The sequence below is a fragment of the Streptomyces tendae genome, from assembly GCF_014650435.1.
GTDB lineage: Bacteria > Actinomycetota > Actinomycetes > Streptomycetales > Streptomycetaceae > Streptomyces > Streptomyces tendae.
Genome location: NZ_BMUY01000002.1, coordinates 190,032 through 210,059, shown reverse-complemented (window position 1 = coordinate 210,059; position 20,028 = coordinate 190,032). Strand labels below are relative to the sequence as shown.

The window sequence follows — 20,028 nt, the reverse complement described above, 5'->3', positions numbered from 1 at the left end:
CGACCTGACGTTGTCGGCGCGTATGCGCTTTTCGATATCCTGACGATAAACTACCGGACGGTAATGCCCGGGCGGGCACTGCGAGACGGACCTCATCGCCCACGTCGTTTCATGTAGAGGTCGAAGGTCCGGTAGACCAGCGGTCGCAGCGGCAGGTCCCACTCGCCCACGTACCGCACCGCCTGGCCTCCGGTGCCGACCTTGAACTGGACCAGCCCGACGTGCGGGTCGTCGGCGTCGAGGGTCGGCGTGATGCCGCGCAGGTCGTAGACGTCGCAGCCGGACGCGAGCGCGTCGCGGATCATCGCCCACTGGCAGGCGTTGGAGCCCCGCACCTCACGCTTCTCGGTGGACGAGGCGCCGTAGGCGTACACCGCGTGGGTGCCGACGCGGACCATGACGGTGGCGGCGACGAGGTCGCCCCGGTGGCGGGCGAGATAGAGACTGACCCGCTCCGGATCCTCGGCGCCCAGCACCGCGAACATGGTCTCGAAGTAGCGCAACGGCCGGGGCGTGAAGCGGTCGCGCTCGGCGGTGTGGACGTAGAGATCGTGAAAGGCATGGAGATCCTCCCCGCTCAGGTCCTGACCCTCCGCGTCGCGCCCGGTCATGCCGCGCCGGGTCGTGCCTTGCCCGCCTGTACCCCGCCCATCCGTGACCTGTTCGCCCGCGACTCGGCCGGCCGTGACCTCGACGCCCTCCTTGGCCGCCTTCCGGACGTTGCGCCGCCAGAGCTGGTTCATGCCCTTGAGCAGGTCGTCCTCGGTTCTCCCGGCCAGTGGGACCTCATACTTGAACTGGGGATGGCCGACCCCGAATCCGTCCTCCGGACTCTGCGGCAGCCAGCCCGCGTCCCTGAGCCGACCGGCCACGCCGACGCCGACCGGGTCGGTCCAGTGGGCGTTCACATCGGTCAGGCGCCGCGTGCCCCTGTCGGCGATGCCCTCCTTGACCTGGCCGGCGCTCCAGACGTTCGTGCGCACGGGCGGACCGAGCCGGATCGCGAACGCGCCCCGCGCCTTGAGGTATGCGGCGAGCGGGTCGAGCCACGCGGCGATGTCGCCGGTCCAGTCTATGACCGGGCCCTCGGGGAGATAGGCCAGCGTGTAGCGCTGGAGTCGCGGCACCGGCCGGTGCAGGACGAGCCCGGCGCCGACCAGTCGCGGGCCGTCGTACCAACCGAGCGACTCGCTGCGCCACTCGGTCTTGACGCGCCCCCATGCCGGGGTCTGCAGGAAGCTGACCGAGCGCTGCGCGCGCACGAACGCCAGGTGCTCGGTAGCGCTGATCGGCCGGACGGTCGGGTGCACGCCCGCGGTCCTGGCCGGGTGGCTCCCCGTCGGGTCAGCTGTTGGTACTGGTTCGCTGTAGGCCATGCAGCCAGTGAAGGCGGCGCCGTGTTGCCGACGCGTATGCGGTTTCCGATACACCGACGATATGTGCCGGGCGAGGCGGGCAGGGGCGGTCCCGGACACCTCGTCGGACGACCCCGGCACCTCGTCGGACGCCGCCTACCAGCTGACTCCGGCGGCCACCGGCAGATGGTCGCTGCCGGTGGCGGGCAGCGTCCACGAACCGGTCGGCTCCACGCCGCGCACCAGGATCTGGTCGATCCGCGCCACCGGGAACTTCGCCGGCCAGCTGAAGCCGAACCCGTCACCGGCCGCGTCCTGAACCGAGTCCAACTGCGAGGTGATGCCCGCCAGCGCGCGGTCGTCCAGGGTGCCGTTCAGGTCCCCGAGCAGCATCACCCGCTCACTCCGGTCGGCGGCGAGAACCGTGCCGAGCGCCTGTGCGTTCCGGTCGCGGGAGTCCGTCCAGAAGCCGGCCCGGGGATTGAGCCGTACGGATCCCAGGTGAGCCACGTACACCACCAGCGGGCCCTGATCCGTGGTCACCGTGGTGCGCAGCGCGCGATTGCCGGCCAGCTGGACGTCGGCCGGTTTGGTGTCCGCGAGCGGCCCGTAGTCCGTGGCGATGTCGACCGGCCGGGTGCCCGACAGCGGCAGCTTGCTCCACAGCCCGACCGTGCCCTGCACCGTGTGGTACGGGTACGTCCCCGCCAGCTCCTTCTCGTACACACTCCGGTCCTCGTCGGTGATCTCTTCCAGGGCCAGCACGTCCACCCCGGAGGCGACCAGGTCGTGGGCGGTGCCGGCCGGGTCCGGATTGTCGGCGCCGACGTTGTGGGTGGCCACGGTGAGGTCGCCGCCCGGTTCGGACTTGTCGACGAGCAGCCCGCCGAAGAGGCTCAGCCATGCCGTGACCGGCAGCACCAGCGCGATCATCGCGGAGACGGAACGGCGCCACAGCGCTCCGGCAGCCAGCACGGGGATGAATACCGCGAACCACGGCAGGAAAGTCTCCACCAGACTGCCGAGGGACCCGACCCGGTTCGGGATCTGGGCGTGCAGCAGCATGACCAGACCCAGCAGGAGCGCCGCCGCCGTGAGCACGGGCCCCCGCTTCCACACCTCCGGTCTGAGCACCCGGCGGAACGCGCGGCGCGGCAGCGGACTCCGCACGGCGGCTATAGCGGCTGTTGCCTCGGCCCCTGTCCCTGTCCCTGCCCCGCTTCCTGTTTCTGCTTCTGCTTCTGTCCCTGCTGCCGACGATGGAGCTGGTGGTGAGATGTGACGCATGCGGTCAGTGAAGGCGAGGCGGCGTTGCCGGCACGTATGCGGATTTCGATATGCCGACGATATGTGCCGACTCGTAACCTCGACATCATGCGTGTGCTGATTGTCGAGGACGAGCCCTACCTGGCGGAGGCGATCCGCGACGGCCTGCGCCTGGAGGCGATCGCGGCCGACATCGCCGGTGACGGCGACACCGCCCTGGCACTGCTGAGCATCAACACCTACGACATCGCCGTCCTCGACCGCGACATCCCGGGCCCGTCCGGCGACGAGATCGCCGCCCGCATCGTCGCCTCCGGCAGCGGCATGCCGATCCTCATGCTCACCGCGGCCGACCGCCTCGACGACAAGGCATCCGGTTTCGGCCTCGGCGCCGACGACTACCTGACCAAGCCGTTCGAACTGCAGGAGCTGGCGCTCAGGCTCAGGGCACTCGACCGCAGGCGCGCCCACAGCAGGCCGCCGGTGCGGGAGGTCGCCGGTCTGCGCGTCGACCCGTTCCGCAGGGAGGTCTACCGGGACGACCGATACGTAGCGCTGACCAGGAAGCAGTTCGCGGTTCTCGAAGTGCTGGTAGCGGCCGAGGGCGGTGTCGTCAGCGCCGAGGAACTCCTGGAACGCGCGTGGGACGAGAACGCCGACCCGTTCACCAACGCCGTCCGCATCACGGTCTCGGCCCTGCGCAAGCGCCTCGGCGAACCAGGGATCATCGCCACCGTGCCTGGCGTCGGATACCGCATCGACACGGCACCCGTCACCGAGCAGGCGGGCGGCGACAGTGGATAGGAGACCCGGCCTGAGCGTCCGCCTGAAGCTCACCCTCAGCTACGCCGGATTCCTCATGCTCGCGGGAGCCCTGCTGCTCGTGGCGGTAGGCGTGTTCCTCGTGCGACAGGGATGGTTGATCACCAACGAATGGGGGGCGGTGAGAGCGACTCCGGGCACGATCTTCCTCCGCAGTTTCGCCCCCACGGCAGCGTGGGTCATGGCGTTTCTCCTGGTGTTCGGCCTCGTGGGCGGATGGTTCCTCGCCGGACGGATGCTTGCCCCTCTGGACCGCATCACGGAGGCCACCCGCACGGCAGCGACCGGATCCCTCTCCCACCGCATCCGGCTGCCGGGCCGCAGGGACGAGTACCGCGAACTCGCCGACGCCTTCGACGAGATGCTCGCCCGCCTCGAAGCCCACGTGTCCGAACAGCGGCGCTTCGCGGCCAACGCCTCGCACGAGCTGCGCACCCCGCTGGCCGTCTCGAAGGCCATCCTCGACGTGGCCCGCACCGACCCGCACCAGGACCCCGGCGAGATCATCGACCGCCTCCACGCCGTGAACACCAGAGCGATCGACCTCACCGAGGCCCTGCTCCTGCTCAGCCGCGCCGGCCAGCGCTCCTTCGCCCGGGAACAGGTCGATTTGTCCCTCCTTGCGGAGGAGGCCACCGAGACACTGCTCCCCTTCGCGGAGAAGCACGGGGTCACCCTCGAAACCAGCGGCGACGTGACCCCCGCCCTCGGATCACCGGCCCTCCTCCTCCAACTGACCACGAACCTCGTCCACAACGCGATCGTCCACAACCTCCCCGGCCGGGGCAGGGTCTGGATCCACACCACCGCCGGCCCCCGCACCACGCGGCTCGTCGTCGAGAACACCGGCGACCTGATCAGCCCCCACCGGGCCTCGACCCTCACCGAACCCTTCCAGCGCGGTACCGAACGCGTACACACCGACCACCCCGGCGTCGGCCTGGGCCTGGCCATCGTCAACACCATCACCCAGGCCCACGACGGCACCCTCACCCTCACCCCACGCCACAGCGGGGGCCTCCGCGTCACGGTGGAACTACCGACGAGCGCCCCGCGCACCACCAAGTAGCCAGCGAGCAACCATTGCACGGCCGGGATCGTCGTGCTGCCGGGCGAGCGACGGCTCAGGGCCGGTATGTGGCGTCTGGGCCGTTGCCGGGTTCGCCCTCCGGCTGGTGATCCCCCTCGAGAGTGGCGGCCCAGCTGGCGAGCAGTTTGAGGCCGTCGGCCGATGGGGTGCCGGGCCCGGCACTCATGGCGGTGAGGGTCAGACCGGGGTCGGTCGGTACGGGGAGCGCTTCGAAGGCGAGTGTGAGGTCGCCGACGGCGGGATGGTGGAAGCGTTTGAGGCCGGTGTGGTGCAGGCGCACGTTGTGCGCGGCCCACAGCGAACGGAAGTCCTCGCTGCGAGTGGAGAGTTCGCCGATCAGGTCGCTGAGGTCGCGGTTGTAGGGGTCCTGTCCGGCCTCGGTGCGCAGGAGGGCTGCGGCTGCGGCCCGCTGGTGGTCCAGTTCCGTCATGTACTGCTCGGCGCCGGGGTTGAGGAACTGGTAGCGGGCCATGTTGACCGGCCGGGCGGGGTCCTGGAACAGCGGCCAGTACAGGGCCTTGCCGAGACGGTTGGTCGCGAGGATGTCGAGGCGGCCGTTGCGGATGAAGGCGGGCGCGTCGGTCATCGCGTCGAGGAGCTGCTGCAGGGCGGGCCGGATGGGCTGTGCCGTGCGGCGGCGTGCGGGCCGGCGGGTGGTACTGGCGCTCCTGGCCAGGTCCATCAGATGGGCACGCTCGGATTCGTCGAGCTGCAGCGCCCGGGCCAGGGAGTCCAGGACGGCTTCGGAGGTGCCGGAGAGATTCCCACGTTCGATGCGGGCGTAGTACTCGGCGCTGACACCGGCGAGCATCGCGACCTCTTCGCGACGCAGCCCTTTGACCCGCCGGTGTCCGGAGGCCGGCAGGCCCGCCTGCTGTGGCGTGATCCTCGCGCGGCGGCTGGTGAGGAACTCGCGGACCTCACTGCGGTTGTCCATGTCTTCGAGGCTACGACGATCGCGGGGCAGGAGGGGTGCCCTGCCAGTACACGTAACAGTGGGTCCTTCCGCACACGCGTGACCTGCCGTTTCATCGATATCAGGCCGGTGGTCGGCAACCGCCCCCGCCACAGACGGCCGCCCCTGCGTCGGTGATGGCGGAACACAAACAGCCCGAGGGACGACGAGTCCCGGTCCCTGCCGCCCCGACCGCAGCTCCTGACCCTCTCCGGGCCCGGAACCATCCAGCTCCCCGCACTCCTCCCCCAACGCTACGGAAAAGACCATGCGCGCAACCGTCCTTCACGCTCCCTACGAAGTACGGGTCGAAGACCGGCCCAAGGCCGCCCTCCAGCAGCCCACCGATGCGGTCATCCGCACCGTCGCCACCTGTGTGTGCGGCTCGGACCTCTGGGACTACCGAGGCGTCAACGAAGTCGCCGGGCCCATGCCCGGCGGCCACGAATACGTCGGCCTCGTCGAAGAAGTCGGCAGCGAGGTGACCAGCGTCAAGCCCGGCCAGCTCGTGGTCGGTTCGTTCTTCGCCTCCGACAACACCTGCCCCAACTGCGAGAACGGCTACCAGACCAACTGTCTGCACCGCGAGTTCGTCGGCGGCTGCCAGGCCGAGTACGTCCGCGTCCCGCTCGCCGACGGCACCCTCGTCCACGTCCCCGGCGAGGTGGCCGAGGAGCACATCCCCAGCCTCCTGGCCTGCTCCGATGTGATGGGCACCGGCTGGTACGCGGCCGTCGCCGCCCAGGTCGGGCCCGGTGACACCGTCGCGGTGGTCGGGGACGGAGCCGTCGGCCTGTGCGCCGTCATCGCCGCCAAGGAACTCGGAGCGACCCGCATCATCGCCATGTCCCGCCACACCCCGCGCCAGAATCTGGCCCGCGAGTTCGGCGCCACCGACGTTGTCACCAAGCGCGGCGACGAGGGCGCTGCCCGGATCAAGGAGCTGACCGGCGGCATCGGCGCGGACGCCGTCCTGGAGTGCGTGGGCAACCCCGAGTCCATGCAGCAGGCCCTCCACTCCACCCGCCCCGGCGGAAACGTCGGCTTCGTCGGCGTCCCGCACGGCGTGCAGATCGACGGGGAGGAGCTGTTCTTCTCCCATGTGGCCCTGCGCGGCGGCCCGGCCCCGGTCCGCGCCTTCCTGCCCGACCTTGTCGAGCGCGTCCTCACCGGCCGGATCAACCCGGGCAAAGTCTTCGACCTGGAGCTTCCCCTGGACCAGGCCGCCGAGGGCTACCGGGCCATGGACGAGCGCCGCGCCATCAAGACCCTCCTGCGCCCCTGAATCAACCGTCGGCACGTCCGCCGCGCCGAGAAGCGGCTGCCCCGACCCCCAGCACGAGGCGGCGCCCTGACACCGAGCCCGCCTGCCACAGAGATAGGACCCCGAGCATGAACCCGCAGTACAACTTCGAAGGCCAGGTCGCCCTGGTCACCGGCGCGGCCTCCGGCATGGGACTGGCCGCCGCCCGCTCCTTCGCCCAGGCCGGCGCGGCCGTCGTACTCGCCGACATGAACGAGACCGCCGTGCAGACGGCGGCGAAGGAACTCACGGACGCCGGACACCAAGCCATCGGTGTGGTGTGCGACGTCACCGACGAGGACCAGGCCGCCGCCATGGTCCAGCGCACGGTGGACACCTACGGACGCCTCGACATGGCCTTCAACAACGCCGGTATCCAGGTCCCGCCCTCGGACGCCGCCGACGAGACGGCCGAGAACTTCGACCGCGTCAACGGCGTCAACCTGCGCGGTGTGTGGGCCGCCCAGAAGCACGAGCTGCGCCAGATGCGCACCCAGGGCTCCGGCGCCATCGTCAACTGCTCTTCCCTCGGCGGGCTGGTCGGCCTGCCCGAGCGCGCCGCCTACCACGCCTCCAAGCACGGTGTGATCGGCCTGACCAAGAGCGCCGCCGTCGAGTACGCGCCCAAGGGCATCCGTATCAATGCCGTCTGCCCGGGCGTGATCGAGACGCCGATGGTCGCCGACATGCTCGAGGGGCAGGCCGAAGCCATGGCCGCGATCATGAACGACCAGCCCATCGGGCGCCTCGGCCAGGCCGAGGAAGTCGCCGCTGCTGCCCTGTGGCTCTGCAGCCCCGGTGCCAGCTTCGTCATCGGCGTCGCCCTGCCCGTCGACGGCGGCTACACCACGCACTGACCCCAGGACCGCCAGAAACCACTCAGGGGCCCGACCCGCTAAGCGGATCAGGCCCCTGATCTGGTACTTCACTGTCGGGGTGGCGGGATTTGAACCCACGACCTCTTCGTCCCGAACGAAGCGCGCTACCAAGCTGCGCCACACCCCGATTGTCGCTGCTCGTCGCGGCGACGTCGTTTACTTTAGCCCACCGGTGGCCGGAGACGAAATCCGGTTTATCGGGGGCGGCGGAGCGGGTCCGGGCGGATGTGGTCCAGGGCTACGAGGAGTACGGCCAGGGCGTAGAGGGCGAGGCCGACGAGGAGGGCGTTGCCGAGGACGATCTTGTAGCCGTGCTGGGCGACGTCGAGGAAGGGGTAGAGGTAGCTGTCCTGGGAGCCAGGGGCGAGCAGCTCGCCGCGGGCCAGGGTGAAGGCGAGGTAGGCCAGGGGGTACAGGAGCCACACGGGGGCCTGGCGCAGGTGCAGGTGGCCGGCCGGGGTGAGCAGGAGCCAGTCCAGGATCGCGGCCACCGGTACCGCCGTGTGGAGGATGTGGGTCGCGGCGGTCTGCCAGACCATGCCGCTGTCGCCCTGGACGGCGAACGGGCTCGACGCGTGGGCCAGGAGCACGTGGTGGACCAGGCTCGCGGCGACGACGTAGAACAGGGCCGCGCCCGTGAGAGCCCCCGGCAGGGGGTGGTGGGCGGACCAGGCGCACCGGGCGGAGACGAGCATGACCAGCGCCAGCAGGATGCCGCTCTGGATCGTGAAGTGGCTCAGGGCCGTGGTGGGCGCACCGTCGGCGAGCAGCTCGATCGCCACGCCGGTCAGGGCCAGCAGGGCGATCAGGCCGCGGAAGGCGGCGACCGTGCGCCGGCGGGCCGGGATCAGTACGGCACGGGCCGGCACGACGGTGGGCGGCAGGACGACGTGGCCCGGGATCGGGGGGAGGTCCGGGATGTCCCTGGGTATCGGGGCTGTCATGGCCCCAACGTAGGCAAATCGGACATGGCGGGCTATGTGGGTGGGCCGTGTGGGGTACGCGGTTGCCCTCGGTGACCGTGTGGATTCGCCCGCAGGCTCCCCCTGGGGGCCTCTGGTCGTCAGCTCCCCGGGGCCCGTGGCCGTCAGCTCTCCCGGGCCTCTGGCCGTCAGCTCGCCGCGGGCCTCTCGCCGTCAGCTCTCCCGGCCCACCAGCGTCAGCAGCGTCGCCTCCGGTGGGCAGGCGAAGCGGAACGGGGTGTATCGGTTCGCGCCGCAGCCGGCCGAGACGTGGAGGTAGGACGTGTGGCCACCGGACGTGTGCCTGGACAGGCCCTTCACGCGGTCGGTGTCCAGGTCGCAGTTGGTGACCAGGGCGCCGTAGAAGGGGATGCAGAGCTGGCCGCCGTGGGTGTGGCCGGCCAGGACCAGGGGATAGCCGTCCGCCGTGTAGGCGTCCAGGACGCGCAGGTACGGGGCATGGACCACGCCCATCGAGAAGTCGGCCGCGCCGGACGGGCCGCCGGCCACCTCCGCGTACCGGTCCCGCTTGATGTGCGGGTCGTCCAGTCCCGTCAGCTCGACCGACACGCCCTCGATCTTGAGCGTGCCCCGGGTGTTCGTGAGGTTCTGCCAGCCCGCGGAGTCGAAACCGTCGCGCAGGTCCTCCCACGGGTTGTGGACGGCACCGACGACCGGCGGGTTGCCGTTGAGACCGTGGCGGCCCTGGACCTTCTCGAGCAGGTACCGGGCGGGGTTGCGGGGCCGCGGCCCGTAGTAGTCGTTGGAGCCGAAGACGTAGGCGCCCGGGAACTCCATCAGGGGGCCGAGCGCGTCCAGGACCTCGGGGACGCCCTCCGGGTCGGACAGGTTGTCGCCGGTGTTGATCACGAGGTCGGGGCGCAGCCCGGCCAGTGAGCGCAGCCAGCGCTGCTTCTTGCGCTGACCGCCGACCATGTGGATGTCGGAGACCTGGAGCACGCGCAGCGGACGCATACCGGACGGGAGGACGGGGACCGTCACTCGTCGGAGGCGGAAAGCGCGGGGCTCGATGCCCGCCGCGTAGATCAGACCGGCGGCGCCAACCGCCGTGATTCCCAGGGGTACTCCGTATCGCGCGCGCATACGTCCATCGTGTCAGAAGCGGCTGGAGAGCGACGGACGCGGTGGTGGGCGGGCCCTCCGCGGCCACCTGGACCGGCGGCGCGCAAATCGACGGGCGCCGGTACCCGCGCACCTGCGACAATCAGGTCCATGACCACGCTCAAGTCGAAGCTGCACGACGACCTCAACTCCGCGATCAAGGAGCGCGACGAGCTCCGCTCCTCGACGCTCCGGCTGACGCTGGCCGCGATCACCAAGGAGGAGGTCGCGGGGAAGGAGAAGCGGGAGCTCTCCGACGACGAGGTGCAGAAGGTGATCACCCGCGAGGCGAAGAAGCGCCGCGAGGCCGCCGAGGCATTCGCCCAGGGCGGCCGCGCCGAGCAGGCCGAGCGGGAGAAGGCGGAGGGCGAGGTGCTCGCCGCCTACCTGCCGAAGCAGCTCTCCGACGACGAGCTGAACGCGATCGTCGCGCAGGCCGTCGAGGAGGCGAAGGCGGCCGGTGCCGAGGGGCCGCGGGCCATGGGTGCCGTGATGAAGATCGTGAACCCGAAGGTGGCCGGGCAGGCCGAGGGCGGCCGGGTCGCCGCCGCCGTCAAGAAGCTCCTGGCCGGCTGAGTCGCCGCCGCGTTCCTGCGACGCGGGTGGAACCGGCTGTGCCGGTATCGCCGGTAACACCTGCGGAACCGGCTGTGCCGGAAACGCCGGCACTACCTACGGAACCGGCTGTGCCGGTACGCCGGTAACACCTGTGAGGGCCCTCTCCGCAGTCGCGGCGAGGGCCCTCGTCAGGTCGAAGGAAGGTGTCAGCGGCGTCCGCCGGGGCCGTTGCCCGGGCCCTGGATCAGGTTCCCCGGGAAGCCGCCGTCCCCGCCGCCGTTGCCGTTGCCGCCGTTGGTCAGGCCGGCGATGAAGCCCTCGTCGTCGCCGTTGTTCCCGTCGTCGGGCTTGTCCTCGTCGCGGCCCTTGTCCTTGTCCTTGTCCTTGTCCTTGTTCTTGTCGCCGTCCGGGATGTCGACGAGGTTGAACGAGGGGGAGTCCTTGCCCTCCAGGGCGCCGGTCATGGCGTCCTTCCAGATCGGGCCCGGGACCGCGCCACCGAAGACGAGGGGGTGGTAGACGCCGCCGATCGTGATGTTCTTCATCTCGACCTTCTGGCTGGCGCTGCCGACCCAGACGGCGCCCGACATGTTCGGCGTGTAGCCGACGAACCAGGCGTTCTTGCGCTCGTCGGTCGTACCCGTCTTGCCGGCGTTGGCGCGGTCGCTGAGACCTGCCGCTTTACCGGTACCGGAGTCGACCACGCCCTGCAGCAGGGTGTTCACGCTGTCCGCGGTCTTCTCCGTCATGGCGCGGGAGCACGTCGACTTCGGCACCTCCAGCGACTTCTGCTTGTTGCCGACCTTCTGGGTGATCGACTCGATCGCGACCGGCGTGCAGTACATGCCGCGCGAGGCGAAGGTGGCGTAGGCGCTCGCCATCGTCAGCGGCGACATACCGACCGAGCCGAGGGCGAGGGCGGAGGGGTTCTGCGGCAGCTTGTCGCCGTTGCCCTGGTGGACGTGGAGCTTGTCCGCCATGGACGCGACCGGGCACAGACCGATGTCGGCGAGCATCTGGACGAAGTAGGTGTTGACCGACTTGGCCATCGCCTCCTTCAGCCGGTACGGGCCGACCTCCGACTCGTTCTCGTTCTCGAGCCGGTAGCCCGAGTCGTTGATCCAGGGCTTGTCACAGGTCTGGATGGGGCTCGGGTAGTCCATGTCGTACGGCGACGAGTACTCCTTCGTCGCCGGCACGTTCTCCTCCAGGGCCGCGGCCGCGAGGAACGGCTTGAACGTCGAACCCGTCGGGAAGCCGTAGTTGGAGCCGCCCACGGCGTGGTCGACCGAGTAGTTGATCTCGGTCTCGTCCTTGCCGTAGCCGTACGGCTTCGACTGGCCCATCGCGACGATCCGGCCGGTGCCGGGTTCGACCAGCGTGCTCGCCGCGGCGACCGAGTCCGACTTGTTGACGTGGTCCTTGAGCGACTGGTGCACCGACTCCTGGGCCTTCGGGTCCAGCGTCGTACGGATGGTGAGGCCGCCCTGGTTCCAGATCTTGGCCCGGTCCTTGCGGGTCTTGCCGAAGACCGGTTCGCTCAGGAACACCTCGCGCACGTAGTCGCAGAAGAAGCTCGCGTCGTTCACGGCCGTGATGCAGCCGTTCTTCGGCTTGCTGACCTTCAGCCCGAGCGGTGCCTTCTTCGCCTTCTCGGCCTCGGCCGTGGAGATGTCGCCGACCTGTGCCATGCGGTTCAGGACGATGTTGCGGCGCTTGGTGGCCTCCGCCTCGTCGTTGACCGGGTCGTATCGGCTGGGCGACTGGACGATGCCGGCCAGGAGGGCGGCCTCCTGGACGTTGAGGTCCTTGGCGTGCTTGGAGAAGTAGCGCTGGGAGGCCGCCTCGACGCCGTACGCCTGCTGGCCGAAGAACGTGATGTTCAGGTAGTTCTCGAGGATCTTCTTCTTGCCCAGCTCCTCCTCGACCTGGATCGCGAGCTTCAGCTCCTGGATCTTGCGGCCGATGGTCTGCTGGGTGGCCTGGGCGACCTTCGTCGCGTCGTCTCCCGCCTCCTCCACGAAGACGTTCTTGACGTACTGCTGGGTGAGCGTGGAGGCGCCCTCGGAGACCTCGCCGCTGCGCGCGTTCTTGTTGAGGGCGCGCAGGACGCCCTTCAGGTCGATCGCGCCGTGCTCGTAGAAGCGGGAGTCCTCGATCGCGACGATCGCCTTCTGCATGTACGGCGAGATGTCCTTGAGGTCGACAACCGTCCGGTCGCGCGAGTAGACCGTGGCGATGGTGCCGCCCTCGGCGTCGAGGATGGTGGTGCGCTGGCTCAGCGGGGGAGTCTTCAGGTTGGTCGGGAGGGCGTCGAAGCCCTCCACCGATCCCTTGGCGGCCAGCCCCAGCGCGCCCACGGCGGGCAACGCGATGCCGGCCAGCACTGCTCCCGCGAGGACACTGACACCGAGGAACTTGGCGGCCTGCTGCGTTGGCGACAGACCACCGCCCGAGCGCTTCTTTGGCATGGAGGCAGCCTACGTTCTCATTCGCCGGACACGCGTATATGCCTTGGCCTAAGCTGCACTCAACTGTCACAGCAGTGAGGCCACGTATCAATACGTCCGGCGACCCCGAATCGTTCCGGATCCGCTCGAGTTTTTTCCGAGGGGCCCCGCTGGGGGGCGCGTTGGTGCGTACCGGCGCGTGCCGCGGCGTGTGGAGTGCGTGTCCGAATTTGCCTTGTGTGTCAATCGGTGTCCGTTGTGGCGCAACAGAGATGACCCGAATGTCGGGATCGTCGCGCATGTCGCCAGCTCACTCCCCCGGGTGATCTGCCGCTTACCCATAGTCCGTTCGGGCCATTCAAGATTGGGCCCGAAGGGGGTGTTGCGCTGTGCCCACCTTCCGTAACGTCCTCAACTGGCGGCGGTGAATATGCCGCTGCCGCCGTGGGGGAGCCTCGATTCGGGAGAGGACGGCGCCGGTATGGGCTGGGTAACCGACTGGAGTGCGCAGGCCGCCTGCCGCACTACCGATCCGGACGAACTGTTCGTTCAGGGAGCAGCGCAGAACAGGGCCAAGGCGGTGTGCACCGGATGCCCGGTGCGGACCGAGTGCCTGGCCGACGCGCTCGACAACCGCGTCGAGTTCGGCGTGTGGGGAGGCATGACCGAACGGGAACGCCGCGCACTGCTGCGCAGGCGGCCCACCGTGACCTCCTGGCGCCGGCTGCTCGAGACGGCGCGGACGGAGTACGAACGAGGGGTCGGCATCGTGCCCCTCGAGGACGACGAGGTGTACGAGAACTACGCGGCCGTGGGCTGAGCCCCGTACGGCGGCACTGAGCGGCTGTGGGCTGAGCCCTCGTACGGCAGGCAACCACGCTGCCGTGGGCCGAGCACGTACGACGGTCCGATGCCGTACGGCCGGATCAGGCGCCCGGCTCGGGCCGGCCGGTCGCCAGGCGTGCCCCGATGTCCCGCAGTCCCGCGAGGTCGTGCACGTCGCCGGGCAGCGCGGCCACCTCGGTGACCGCCACCTCGGGATGACGCGCGGTGAAGCGGTCACGCGTGCGCTGCTCGCGGGCGAGCAGGTGCATGCGCTCGGCGTGCAGGCGCAGCAGGCCCGCGGCGAGGGCGTCGACGGACCGCTCCGGTGCGTCGGGAGCCTCGGCGGGGGTGACCTCCGAGGAAATCTCCGAAGACGTGTCGGGAGCCTCCGGAGCGGTGTCGGGGGCCGCGTCGTCGGGGACGGAGTCGGCCGATCCTGAACTGCCGTGCGGGTCGGGAGAGTTGCCGGGAGAGGTACGAACTCCAGCTTTCCCGCCGTCCTGATCCACAATGCGGGGATCCTCAAGATTTTCCGCGGCGGCGAGTGCCCGCTCGGCCGACAGCCGGTCGGCGCCGCTGCCGTGGACCCGGTTGAGCACCAGACCGGCCAGCGGCATGTCCTCGGCGGCCAGCCGTTCCACGAAGTACGCGGCCTCGCGCAGCGCGTCCCGCTCCGGGGCCGCGACCACCAGGAACGCCGTCCCGGACGCCTGGAGCAGCTTGTACGTCGCGTCCGCGCGCGTACGGAACCCGCCGAACATCGAGTCCATCGCGGCCACGAAGGTCTGCACGTCCTTGAGGAACTGCCCGCCCAGCACCTTCCCCAGGACGCCGGTCATCATCGACATGCCGACGTTCAGGAACTTCATGCCCGCCCGGCCGCCGACCTTCGCCGGTGCCAGCAGGACGCGGATGAGCTTGCCGTCCAGGAAGGAGCCGAGGCGCTTGGGGGCGTCCAGGAAGTCCAGCGCGGAGCGGGACGGCGGCGTGTCGACGACGATGAGGTCCCACTCGTCCTTCGCCCGCAACTGCCCCAGCTTCTCCATCGCCATGTACTCCTGCGTGCCCGCGAAGCCGGCCGACAGGGACTGGTAGAAGGGGTTGCCCAGGATCGCCGCGGCCCGTTCGGGATCCGCGTGGGACTCGACGATCTCGTCGAAGGTCCGCTTCATGTCGAGCATCATGGCGTGCAGCTCACCGCCCGCCGCGTCGTCGACGCCCTTCACCCGGCGCGGGGTGTTGTCCAGGGAGTCGATGCCCATGGACTGTGCGAGCCGCCGGGCCGGGTCGATGGTGAGGACGACCACCTTGCGGCCGCGCTCGGCCGCGCGCAGGCCCAGCGCCGCCGCCGTGGTCGTCTTGCCGACCCCGCCCGAACCGCAGCACACCACGATGCGGTTGTGCGGGTCCTCCAGCAGGGCGTCGACGTCGAGCACCCGCGCGGGGGTCAGACGGCGCGCGCCCTCGGGGTGGCGGGCCGGGTCGTCCGGACTCATGCGATCCCCTGCTTCCGCAGCTCGGTGGCCAGTTCGTACAGGCCCGCCAGGTCCATGCCCTCCGCGAGCAGCGGCAGCTCGTGCGTCGGCAGGCCCAGCTCACCGAGGGCCGCCCGCTGCTCCTCCTCCAGCGCGTGCCGCTCGGCGTACTCCCCGGCCTGGGCGAGGAGCGGGTCCACCAGCCGCTCGGCGTGCCCGCCCCGCCGTGCCCCGCCGAGCCCCGCACCGGACAGCGACCGGGCCAGCTCCGCACGCGGTGTCTCCCGGACCAGCTCCAGGTCGGTGGCGTCCAGGACCTGCGGCCGCACCATGTTGACGACGACCCGGCCCACCGGGAGCCGCGCCGTCCGCAGCTCGGCGATGCCGTCCACGGTCTCCTGGACCGGCATCTCCTCCAGCAGCGTCACCAGGTGCACCGCGGTCTCCCGCGACTTCAGCACCCGCATCACGGCCTGCGCCTGATTGTGTATGGGGCCGACCTTCGCGAGCCCGGCCACCTCGTCGTTGACGTTGAGGAAGCGCGTGATGCGGCCGGTCGGCGGGGCGTCCATGACGACGTAGTCGTACACGAACCGTCCCCGCTTGTCCTTGCGCCGGACCGCCTCGCACGCCTTGCCGGTCAGCAGGACGTCCCTGACCCCCGGCGCGATGGTGGTCGCGAAGTCGATCGCGCCGAGCTTCTTCAGGGCCCGTCCGGCACCGCCCAGCTTGTAGAACATCTGGAGGTAGTCCAACAGGGCCAGTTCGGCGTCGATGGCGAGGGCGTACACCTCCCCGCCCCCCGGAGCGACGGCGATCTTCCGCTCCTCATAAGGCAGCGCCTCCGTTTCGAAGAGCTGCGCGATGCCCTGGCGGCCCTCGACCTCGACGAGAAGCGCGCGCTTCCCCTCGGTGGCCAGGGCCAGCGCGAGGGCCGCGGCCACCGTGGTCTTGCCGGTACCGCCCTTGCCGCTGACGACCTGGAGCCTGCTCACGCCTTCGAGCGTAACCAGTCCGCGCGCCGAGTACGCCGGAGGCTGTGGACAACGTCGCCGCGACCGGCCCGCGGAGGGGGCCCGGCAGCGGCTGCGGACGGCCACCGGAGCGCGGTGGCGAAGGGCCCCGGACAGCGGCTGCGGAGGTGCCCCGGCCAACGGCTAGAGTCGGCCGCATGACCAAGTGGGAATACGCAACCGTGCCGCTGCTCGTCCATGCCACGAAGCAGATTCTGGACACCTGGGGCGAGGACGGCTGGGAGCTCGTCCAGGTCGTGCCCGGGCCGAACAACCCCGAGCAGCTCGTCGCCTACCTGAAGCGGGAGAAGCAGGCATGAGCGCCGTCGAGGCGAAGCTCGCCGAGCTCGGTCTGACCCTGCCCGAGGTCGTCCCGCCGCTGGCCGCCTACCAGCCGGCCGTGCAGTCCGGCCCGTACGTCTACACCTCGGGCCAGCTGCCGATGCTCGGCGGCAAGCTTCCGGTCACCGGCAAGGTCGGCGCCGAGGTCACCCCGGACGAGGCCAAGGAACTGGCCCGCACCTGCGCGCTGAACGCCCTGGCCGCCGTGAAGTCCGTCGCCGGCGACCTCGACCGCGTCGCGCGTGTCGTCAAGGTCGTCGGCTTCGTCGCGTCGGCTGCCGACTTCACCGGCCAGCCCGGTGTGATCAACGGCGCCAGCGAACTCCTCGGCGAGGTCCTGGGCGACAAGGGCGTCCACGCCCGCAGTGCGGTCGGCGTGGCGGTGCTCCCGCTGGACGCGCCGGTGGAGGTCGAGGTCCAGGTGGAGCTGGTCCAGCCGTAACGGACCGGGCCTCCCGCGGCCGACGGGGCGGGGATTCCCGCCGTACGCCGAAGGAGCGGGCTTCCCGCCGTACGCCGAGGGAGCGCGGGCGGACGCCGGGTGCGGCGTGCGTTGCCAGGCCGGCAACAAACCTCGCCCCGGCCGCTCCGACCTCGCAGGATCGGTTCCATGCCCCGTACGGGGCGGGAGCCGGCCCCGGTCGGCGGTCCCGGCCCGTACCGGGGCCGTACCGACCGTATGCGCCAGGAGGAGCCATGCCGCAGCCGCCCGTGACCGACCAGCAGGCCCACCGACCCGACCAGGCCGTCCACGCGCCCGCAGGCCGGCCCGTCCACCGTCTGGTGCCCGCACCCGCCGGCCGGATCCACCTGGTCGAGCAGGGCAGCGGGCCGCTGGTCCTGCTCGTGCACGGCTTCCCCGAGTCCTGGTACTCCTGGCGCCACCAACTGCCCGCCCTTGCCGCCGCCGGGTTCCGCGCGGTCGCCGTCGACGTACGCGGCTACGGGCGTTCCTCGCGACCGGACGCCGTGGCGGCGTACCGGATGCTCGACCTGGTCGCGGACAACGTCGCCGTGGTGGAGGCCCTGGGGGAACGCTCCGCCGTGGTCGTCGGCCACGACTGGGGCGCGAACATCGCCGCCCACTCCGCGCTGCTGCGGCCGGACGTGTTCCGCGCGGTGGGCCTGCTGAGCGTGCCGTACACCCCGCCGGGCGGCCCGAGGCCCAGCGACGTCTTCGCCGGCATGAGCGACCCGGCCGGGCCCTTCGCCGGTCAGGAGTTCTACGTCTCATACTTCCAGGAGCCCGGCCGCGCCGAGGCCGAGATCGAGCCCGACGTGCGCGGCTGGCTCGCCGGCCTCTACGCCGCGCTGTCCGCCGACACCATGCCCGGCCCTCAGGATCCCGACCCGCACTTCGTCGCTCCGGGCGGCCGGATGCGCGACCGGTTCCCGGCCGCCGGGCGGCTGCCCTCCTGGCTGACCGAGGAGGACCTGGACGTCTACGCCGGGGAGTTCGAGCGCACCGGCCTGACCGGCGCCCTGAACCGCTACCGCAACATGGACCGCGACTGGGCCGACCTGGCCGCGCACGAGGGCGCCCCGATCACGCAGCCGTCGTTGTTCCTCGGCGGCGGCCTGGACGCCTCCACCACCTGGCTGACCGACGCGATCGAGGCGTACCCGGCCACCCTGCCCGGTCTGAGCGCCTCGCACATCCTCGACGGCTGCGGCCACTGGCTCCAGCAGGAGCGCCCCGAGGAGACCAACCGGCTGCTCACCGAGTGGCTGACCGGCCTGCCCTCCTGAGGCCCACGGGGCCCCGGGGGCCACTCGAACATCCGCCCGTCACCGGATAGCCTCCGGCCATGGCGAATGGTCGGGCGAGTGGTCAGGCGAACGGTCAGTGGTACCCACCGGAGTGGCCGGACCGCATCCGCGCGCTGGCGGCCGGCACCCTCACGCCGGTCACCCCGAAGCGTGCGGCCACCGTCATGCTCCTCAAGGACACCGGCACCGGCACCACGGGGCCCGGGTCCGGACCCGCCGTCCACATGCTGCGCCGCCGCACCTCCATGGCGTTCGCCGGGGGCGCGTACGCCTATCCGGGCGGCGGGGTCGACCCGCGCGACGACGACCGTGCCATCGGCTGGGCGGGCCCCACGCGCGCGTGGTGGGCGGACCGGCTCGGCGTCGACGAGGCGGGCGCCCAGGCGATCGTCTGCGCGGCCGTACGGGAGACGTACGAGGAGGCCGGCGTCCTGCTCGCCGGACCCACCGGCGACTCGGTGGTCGGCGACACGACGGGCGCGGACTGGGAGGCCGACCGGGCCGCCCTGGTCGACCGAGAGCTGTCCTTCGCGGAGTTCCTGGACCGCCGGGGCCTCGTCCTGCGCTCCGACCTGCTGGGTGCCTGGGCGCGCTGGATCACCCCGGAGTTCGAGTCCCGGCGCTACGACACGTGGTTCTTCGTGGCCGCGCTCCCCGAGGGCCAGCGCACCCGCAACGCCTCCACGGAGGCCGACCGCACGGTGTGGATCACGCCGGCGGACGCGACCGCCGGGTACGACCGGGGCGAGCTGCTGATGATGCCGCCCACCGTCGCGACCCTGCGCGGGCTGGCGGAGTGCGCCACGGCGGCCGAGGCGCTGGCGTCGGCTACCGGCCGCGACATGACACCGGTACTGGCTCGCGCGCGGATGTCCGGCGACGAGGTCGTCCTCTCCTGGCCGGGACACGACGAGTTCACCAAGCGCGTCGCGAGTGCGACGCCGGCGACACCTTCCGACCCGACCGGGGGAGCTCCCGCATGACGGACGCAACAGCACTGCCAGGACAGCCGCGAGGCGGTGTCCTGTCGGGTCCGGCCACCGCGCGCGCGGTGAACGTCCTCGCGCCCAACGCCTCGGCGATGACCCTGGACGGCACCAACACCTGGATCCTCGCCGAACCCGACTCCGACCTGGCCGTCGTCGTCGACCCGGGGCCGCTGGACGACGCCCACCTGCGGCATGTCGTCGACACGGCCGAGCAGGCCGGCAAGCGGATCGCGCTGACGCTCCTGACGCACGGTCACCCGGACCACGCGGAGGGCGCGGCGCGCTTCGCCGAGCTGACCCGCACGAACGTACGGGCCCTGGACCCCGCGCTGCGGCTGGGCGACGAGGGGCTGGCCGCGGGTGACGTGATCGGGGTCGGCGGCCTGGAGCTGAGGGTGGTGGCGACACCGGGGCACACGGCGGACTCGCTGTGCTTCCATCTCCCGGCCGATCGGGCGGTCCTGACGGGCGACACCGTCCTGGGCCGCGGCACGACGGTGGTGGCCCACCCCGACGGCCGTCTCGGCGACTACCTGGACTCCCTGCGCAGGCTCAGGTCGCTCACGGCCGACGACGGGGTGCACACGGTGCTCCCCGGCCACGGGCCCGTCCTGGAGGACGCGCAGGGCGCCGTGGAGTACTACCTGGCCCATCGCGCCCACCGGCTCGCCCAGGTCGAGACGGCGGTGGAGGACGGCCACCGCACGCCGGGCGAGGTCGTCGCCCACGTGTACGCGGACGTCGACCGCTCCCTGTGGCCGGCGGCGGAGCTGTCGGTGCGCGCGCAGCTGGAGTACCTGGGCGAGCACGGGATCGTCCAGCTGCCCGAATAGGAGCCCCGGGGGAGGCCCCG

General features: G+C 71.0%; 19 protein-coding genes and 1 tRNA gene. 11 read left to right on the top strand and 9 right to left on the bottom strand.

Annotated elements, in window-relative coordinates; genetic code table 11:
* Positions 1 to 92: 92 nt before the first annotated feature.
* Both IE258_RS05815 and IE258_RS05810 read right to left on the bottom strand, forming a co-directional pair.
* Positions 93 to 1,376 carry a lipid II:glycine glycyltransferase FemX gene (locus tag IE258_RS05815; protein ID WP_189739817.1) on the bottom strand — a complete coding sequence of 428 codons (1,284 nt, stop codon included), beginning with the start codon at positions 1,374 to 1,376 and terminating at the stop codon, positions 93 to 95.
* 135 nt (positions 1,377 to 1,511) lie between these two features.
* Entirely contained in the window at positions 1,512 to 2,642 is a 1,131-nt protein-coding gene (locus IE258_RS05810) for an endonuclease/exonuclease/phosphatase family protein (protein WP_189739815.1), read from the bottom strand.
* Between the two features lie 87 nt (positions 2,643 to 2,729).
* Between IE258_RS05810 and vanR-Sc the strand changes: the two genes are divergently transcribed.
* Both vanR-Sc and vanS-Sc read left to right on the top strand, forming a co-directional pair.
* The gene (vanR-Sc, locus tag IE258_RS05805) at positions 2,730 to 3,425 is read left to right on the top strand and encodes a VanSc-type vancomycin resistance response regulator transcription factor VanR (protein ID WP_159327182.1); all 696 of its coding nucleotides are present in this window, start codon (positions 2,730 to 2,732) and stop codon (positions 3,423 to 3,425) included.
* On the top strand, positions 3,418 to 4,512 hold the full coding sequence (vanS-Sc, locus tag IE258_RS05800) for a VanSc-type vancomycin resistance histidine kinase VanS (RefSeq protein WP_189739811.1): 1,095 nt from the start codon (positions 3,418 to 3,420) through the stop codon (positions 4,510 to 4,512). Before vanR-Sc ends, vanS-Sc begins: the two co-directional genes overlap by 8 nt.
* A 55-nt stretch (positions 4,513 to 4,567) precedes the next feature.
* On the opposite strand, the gene IE258_RS05795 is transcribed toward vanS-Sc, so the two are convergent.
* On the bottom strand, positions 4,568 to 5,470 hold the full coding sequence (locus IE258_RS05795; protein ID WP_189739808.1) for a helix-turn-helix transcriptional regulator: 903 nt from the start codon (positions 5,468 to 5,470) through the stop codon (positions 4,568 to 4,570).
* 286 nt (positions 5,471 to 5,756) lie between these two features.
* On the opposite strand from IE258_RS05795, the gene IE258_RS05790 reads away from it, so the two are divergent.
* Both IE258_RS05790 and IE258_RS05785 read left to right on the top strand, forming a co-directional pair.
* Positions 5,757 to 6,773, top strand: coding sequence for a zinc-dependent alcohol dehydrogenase family protein (locus tag IE258_RS05790; RefSeq protein ID WP_189739805.1), 1,017 nt, complete (start codon positions 5,757 to 5,759; stop codon positions 6,771 to 6,773).
* A 107-nt stretch (positions 6,774 to 6,880) separates the two neighbouring features.
* The gene (locus IE258_RS05785) at positions 6,881 to 7,648 is read left to right on the top strand and encodes a glucose 1-dehydrogenase (RefSeq protein ID WP_189739802.1); all 768 of its coding nucleotides are present in this window, start codon (positions 6,881 to 6,883) and stop codon (positions 7,646 to 7,648) included.
* Positions 7,649 to 7,722: 74 nt separating this feature from the next.
* Here the strand turns inward: IE258_RS05785 and IE258_RS05780 are convergent.
* The 3 genes from IE258_RS05780 to IE258_RS05770 form a co-directional block, all read right to left on the bottom strand.
* Positions 7,723 to 7,796, bottom strand: a tRNA-Pro gene (locus IE258_RS05780).
* A gap of 67 nt (positions 7,797 to 7,863) precedes the next feature.
* Positions 7,864 to 8,613, bottom strand: coding sequence for a Pr6Pr family membrane protein (locus IE258_RS05775; protein ID WP_189739799.1), 750 nt, complete (start codon positions 8,611 to 8,613; stop codon positions 7,864 to 7,866).
* A 192-nt stretch (positions 8,614 to 8,805) separates the two neighbouring features.
* The gene (locus tag IE258_RS05770) at positions 8,806 to 9,735 is read right to left on the bottom strand and encodes a metallophosphoesterase (protein WP_189739796.1); all 930 of its coding nucleotides are present in this window, start codon (positions 9,733 to 9,735) and stop codon (positions 8,806 to 8,808) included.
* A gap of 129 nt (positions 9,736 to 9,864) precedes the next feature.
* On the opposite strand from IE258_RS05770, the gene IE258_RS05765 reads away from it, so the two are divergent.
* Positions 9,865 to 10,329: a GatB/YqeY domain-containing protein gene (locus IE258_RS05765; protein WP_052836419.1), complete on the top strand. Its 465-nt coding sequence runs from the start codon at positions 9,865 to 9,867 to the stop codon at positions 10,327 to 10,329.
* Positions 10,330 to 10,517: 188 nt separating this feature from the next.
* Here the strand turns inward: IE258_RS05765 and IE258_RS05760 are convergent, their stop codons facing one another.
* Complete coding sequence (locus IE258_RS05760; protein ID WP_189739793.1) at positions 10,518 to 12,782, bottom strand: transglycosylase domain-containing protein; 2,265 nt, start codon at positions 12,780 to 12,782, stop codon at positions 10,518 to 10,520.
* 460 nt (positions 12,783 to 13,242) lie between these two features.
* Between IE258_RS05760 and wblA the strand changes: the two genes are divergently transcribed.
* Positions 13,243 to 13,581: a transcriptional regulator WblA gene (gene wblA / locus IE258_RS05755; protein WP_179235539.1), complete on the top strand. Its 339-nt coding sequence runs from the start codon at positions 13,243 to 13,245 to the stop codon at positions 13,579 to 13,581.
* A 106-nt stretch (positions 13,582 to 13,687) separates the two neighbouring features.
* Here wblA and bagB read toward each other — a convergent pair whose 3' ends face one another.
* A complete protein-coding gene (gene bagB / locus IE258_RS05750) occupies positions 13,688 to 15,082 on the bottom strand; it encodes an ATPase BagB (protein WP_189739790.1) in 1,395 nt (464 codons plus the stop codon).
* The gene (gene bagA / locus IE258_RS05745; RefSeq protein WP_189739788.1) at positions 15,079 to 16,056 is read right to left on the bottom strand and encodes an ATPase BagA; all 978 of its coding nucleotides are present in this window, start codon (positions 16,054 to 16,056) and stop codon (positions 15,079 to 15,081) included. The genes bagB and bagA overlap by 4 nt, the downstream gene beginning before the upstream one ends.
* A gap of 176 nt (positions 16,057 to 16,232) precedes the next feature.
* Between bagA and sp36 the strand changes: the two genes are divergently transcribed.
* The 5 genes from sp36 (at position 16,233) to IE258_RS05720 (ending at position 20,008) form a co-directional block, all read left to right on the top strand.
* Positions 16,233 to 16,394, top strand: coding sequence for a Sp36 family protein (sp36, locus tag IE258_RS05740; RefSeq protein WP_003975360.1), 162 nt, complete (start codon positions 16,233 to 16,235; stop codon positions 16,392 to 16,394).
* Positions 16,391 to 16,858: a RidA family protein gene (locus tag IE258_RS05735; RefSeq protein WP_059301710.1), complete on the top strand. Its 468-nt coding sequence runs from the start codon at positions 16,391 to 16,393 to the stop codon at positions 16,856 to 16,858. The genes sp36 and IE258_RS05735 overlap by 4 nt, the downstream gene beginning before the upstream one ends.
* A gap of 254 nt (positions 16,859 to 17,112) precedes the next feature.
* Entirely contained in the window at positions 17,113 to 18,165 is a 1,053-nt protein-coding gene (locus tag IE258_RS05730; RefSeq protein ID WP_229891950.1) for an alpha/beta fold hydrolase, read from the top strand.
* Positions 18,166 to 18,224: 59 nt separating this feature from the next.
* Positions 18,225 to 19,169: an NUDIX hydrolase gene (locus tag IE258_RS05725; RefSeq protein WP_189739785.1), complete on the top strand. Its 945-nt coding sequence runs from the start codon at positions 18,225 to 18,227 to the stop codon at positions 19,167 to 19,169.
* A complete protein-coding gene (locus IE258_RS05720; RefSeq protein WP_189739782.1) occupies positions 19,166 to 20,008 on the top strand; it encodes an MBL fold metallo-hydrolase in 843 nt (280 codons plus the stop codon). Before IE258_RS05725 ends, IE258_RS05720 begins: the two co-directional genes overlap by 4 nt.
* Positions 20,009 to 20,028 lie beyond the last annotated feature (20 nt).

Bases quoted from the DNA above. Each gene is read 5' to 3' on its own strand.
- IE258_RS05785 (WP_189739802.1), top strand. From the start codon at position 6,881: ATGAACCCGCAGTACAACTTCGAAGGCCAGGTCGCCCTGGTCACCGGC.
- IE258_RS05725 (WP_189739785.1), top strand. From the start codon at position 18,225: ATGGCGAATGGTCGGGCGAGTGGTCAGGCGAACGGTCAGTGGTACCCA.
- IE258_RS05760 (WP_189739793.1), bottom strand. From the start codon at position 12,782: ATGCCAAAGAAGCGCTCGGGCGGTGGTCTGTCGCCAACGCAGCAGGCC.
- wblA (WP_179235539.1), top strand. From the start codon at position 13,243: ATGGGCTGGGTAACCGACTGGAGTGCGCAGGCCGCCTGCCGCACTACC.
- IE258_RS05735 (WP_059301710.1), top strand. From the start codon at position 16,391: ATGAGCGCCGTCGAGGCGAAGCTCGCCGAGCTCGGTCTGACCCTGCCC.
- sp36 (WP_003975360.1), top strand. From the start codon at position 16,233: ATGACCAAGTGGGAATACGCAACCGTGCCGCTGCTCGTCCATGCCACG.
- IE258_RS05720 (WP_189739782.1), top strand. From the start codon at position 19,166: ATGACGGACGCAACAGCACTGCCAGGACAGCCGCGAGGCGGTGTCCTG.
- vanR-Sc (WP_159327182.1), top strand. From the start codon at position 2,730: ATGCGTGTGCTGATTGTCGAGGACGAGCCCTACCTGGCGGAGGCGATC.
- IE258_RS05815 (WP_189739817.1), bottom strand. From the start codon at position 1,376: ATGGCCTACAGCGAACCAGTACCAACAGCTGACCCGACGGGGAGCCAC.
- IE258_RS05765 (WP_052836419.1), top strand. From the start codon at position 9,865: ATGACCACGCTCAAGTCGAAGCTGCACGACGACCTCAACTCCGCGATC.
- IE258_RS05770 (WP_189739796.1), bottom strand. From the start codon at position 9,735: ATGCGCGCGCGATACGGAGTACCCCTGGGAATCACGGCGGTTGGCGCC.
- IE258_RS05810 (WP_189739815.1), bottom strand. From the start codon at position 2,642: ATGCGTCACATCTCACCACCAGCTCCATCGTCGGCAGCAGGGACAGAA.
- IE258_RS05790 (WP_189739805.1), top strand. From the start codon at position 5,757: ATGCGCGCAACCGTCCTTCACGCTCCCTACGAAGTACGGGTCGAAGAC.
- bagB (WP_189739790.1), bottom strand. From the start codon at position 15,082: ATGAGTCCGGACGACCCGGCCCGCCACCCCGAGGGCGCGCGCCGTCTG.
- IE258_RS05730 (WP_229891950.1), top strand. From the start codon at position 17,113: ATGCCGCAGCCGCCCGTGACCGACCAGCAGGCCCACCGACCCGACCAG.
- IE258_RS05795 (WP_189739808.1), bottom strand. From the start codon at position 5,470: ATGGACAACCGCAGTGAGGTCCGCGAGTTCCTCACCAGCCGCCGCGCG.
- IE258_RS05775 (WP_189739799.1), bottom strand. From the start codon at position 8,613: ATGACAGCCCCGATACCCAGGGACATCCCGGACCTCCCCCCGATCCCG.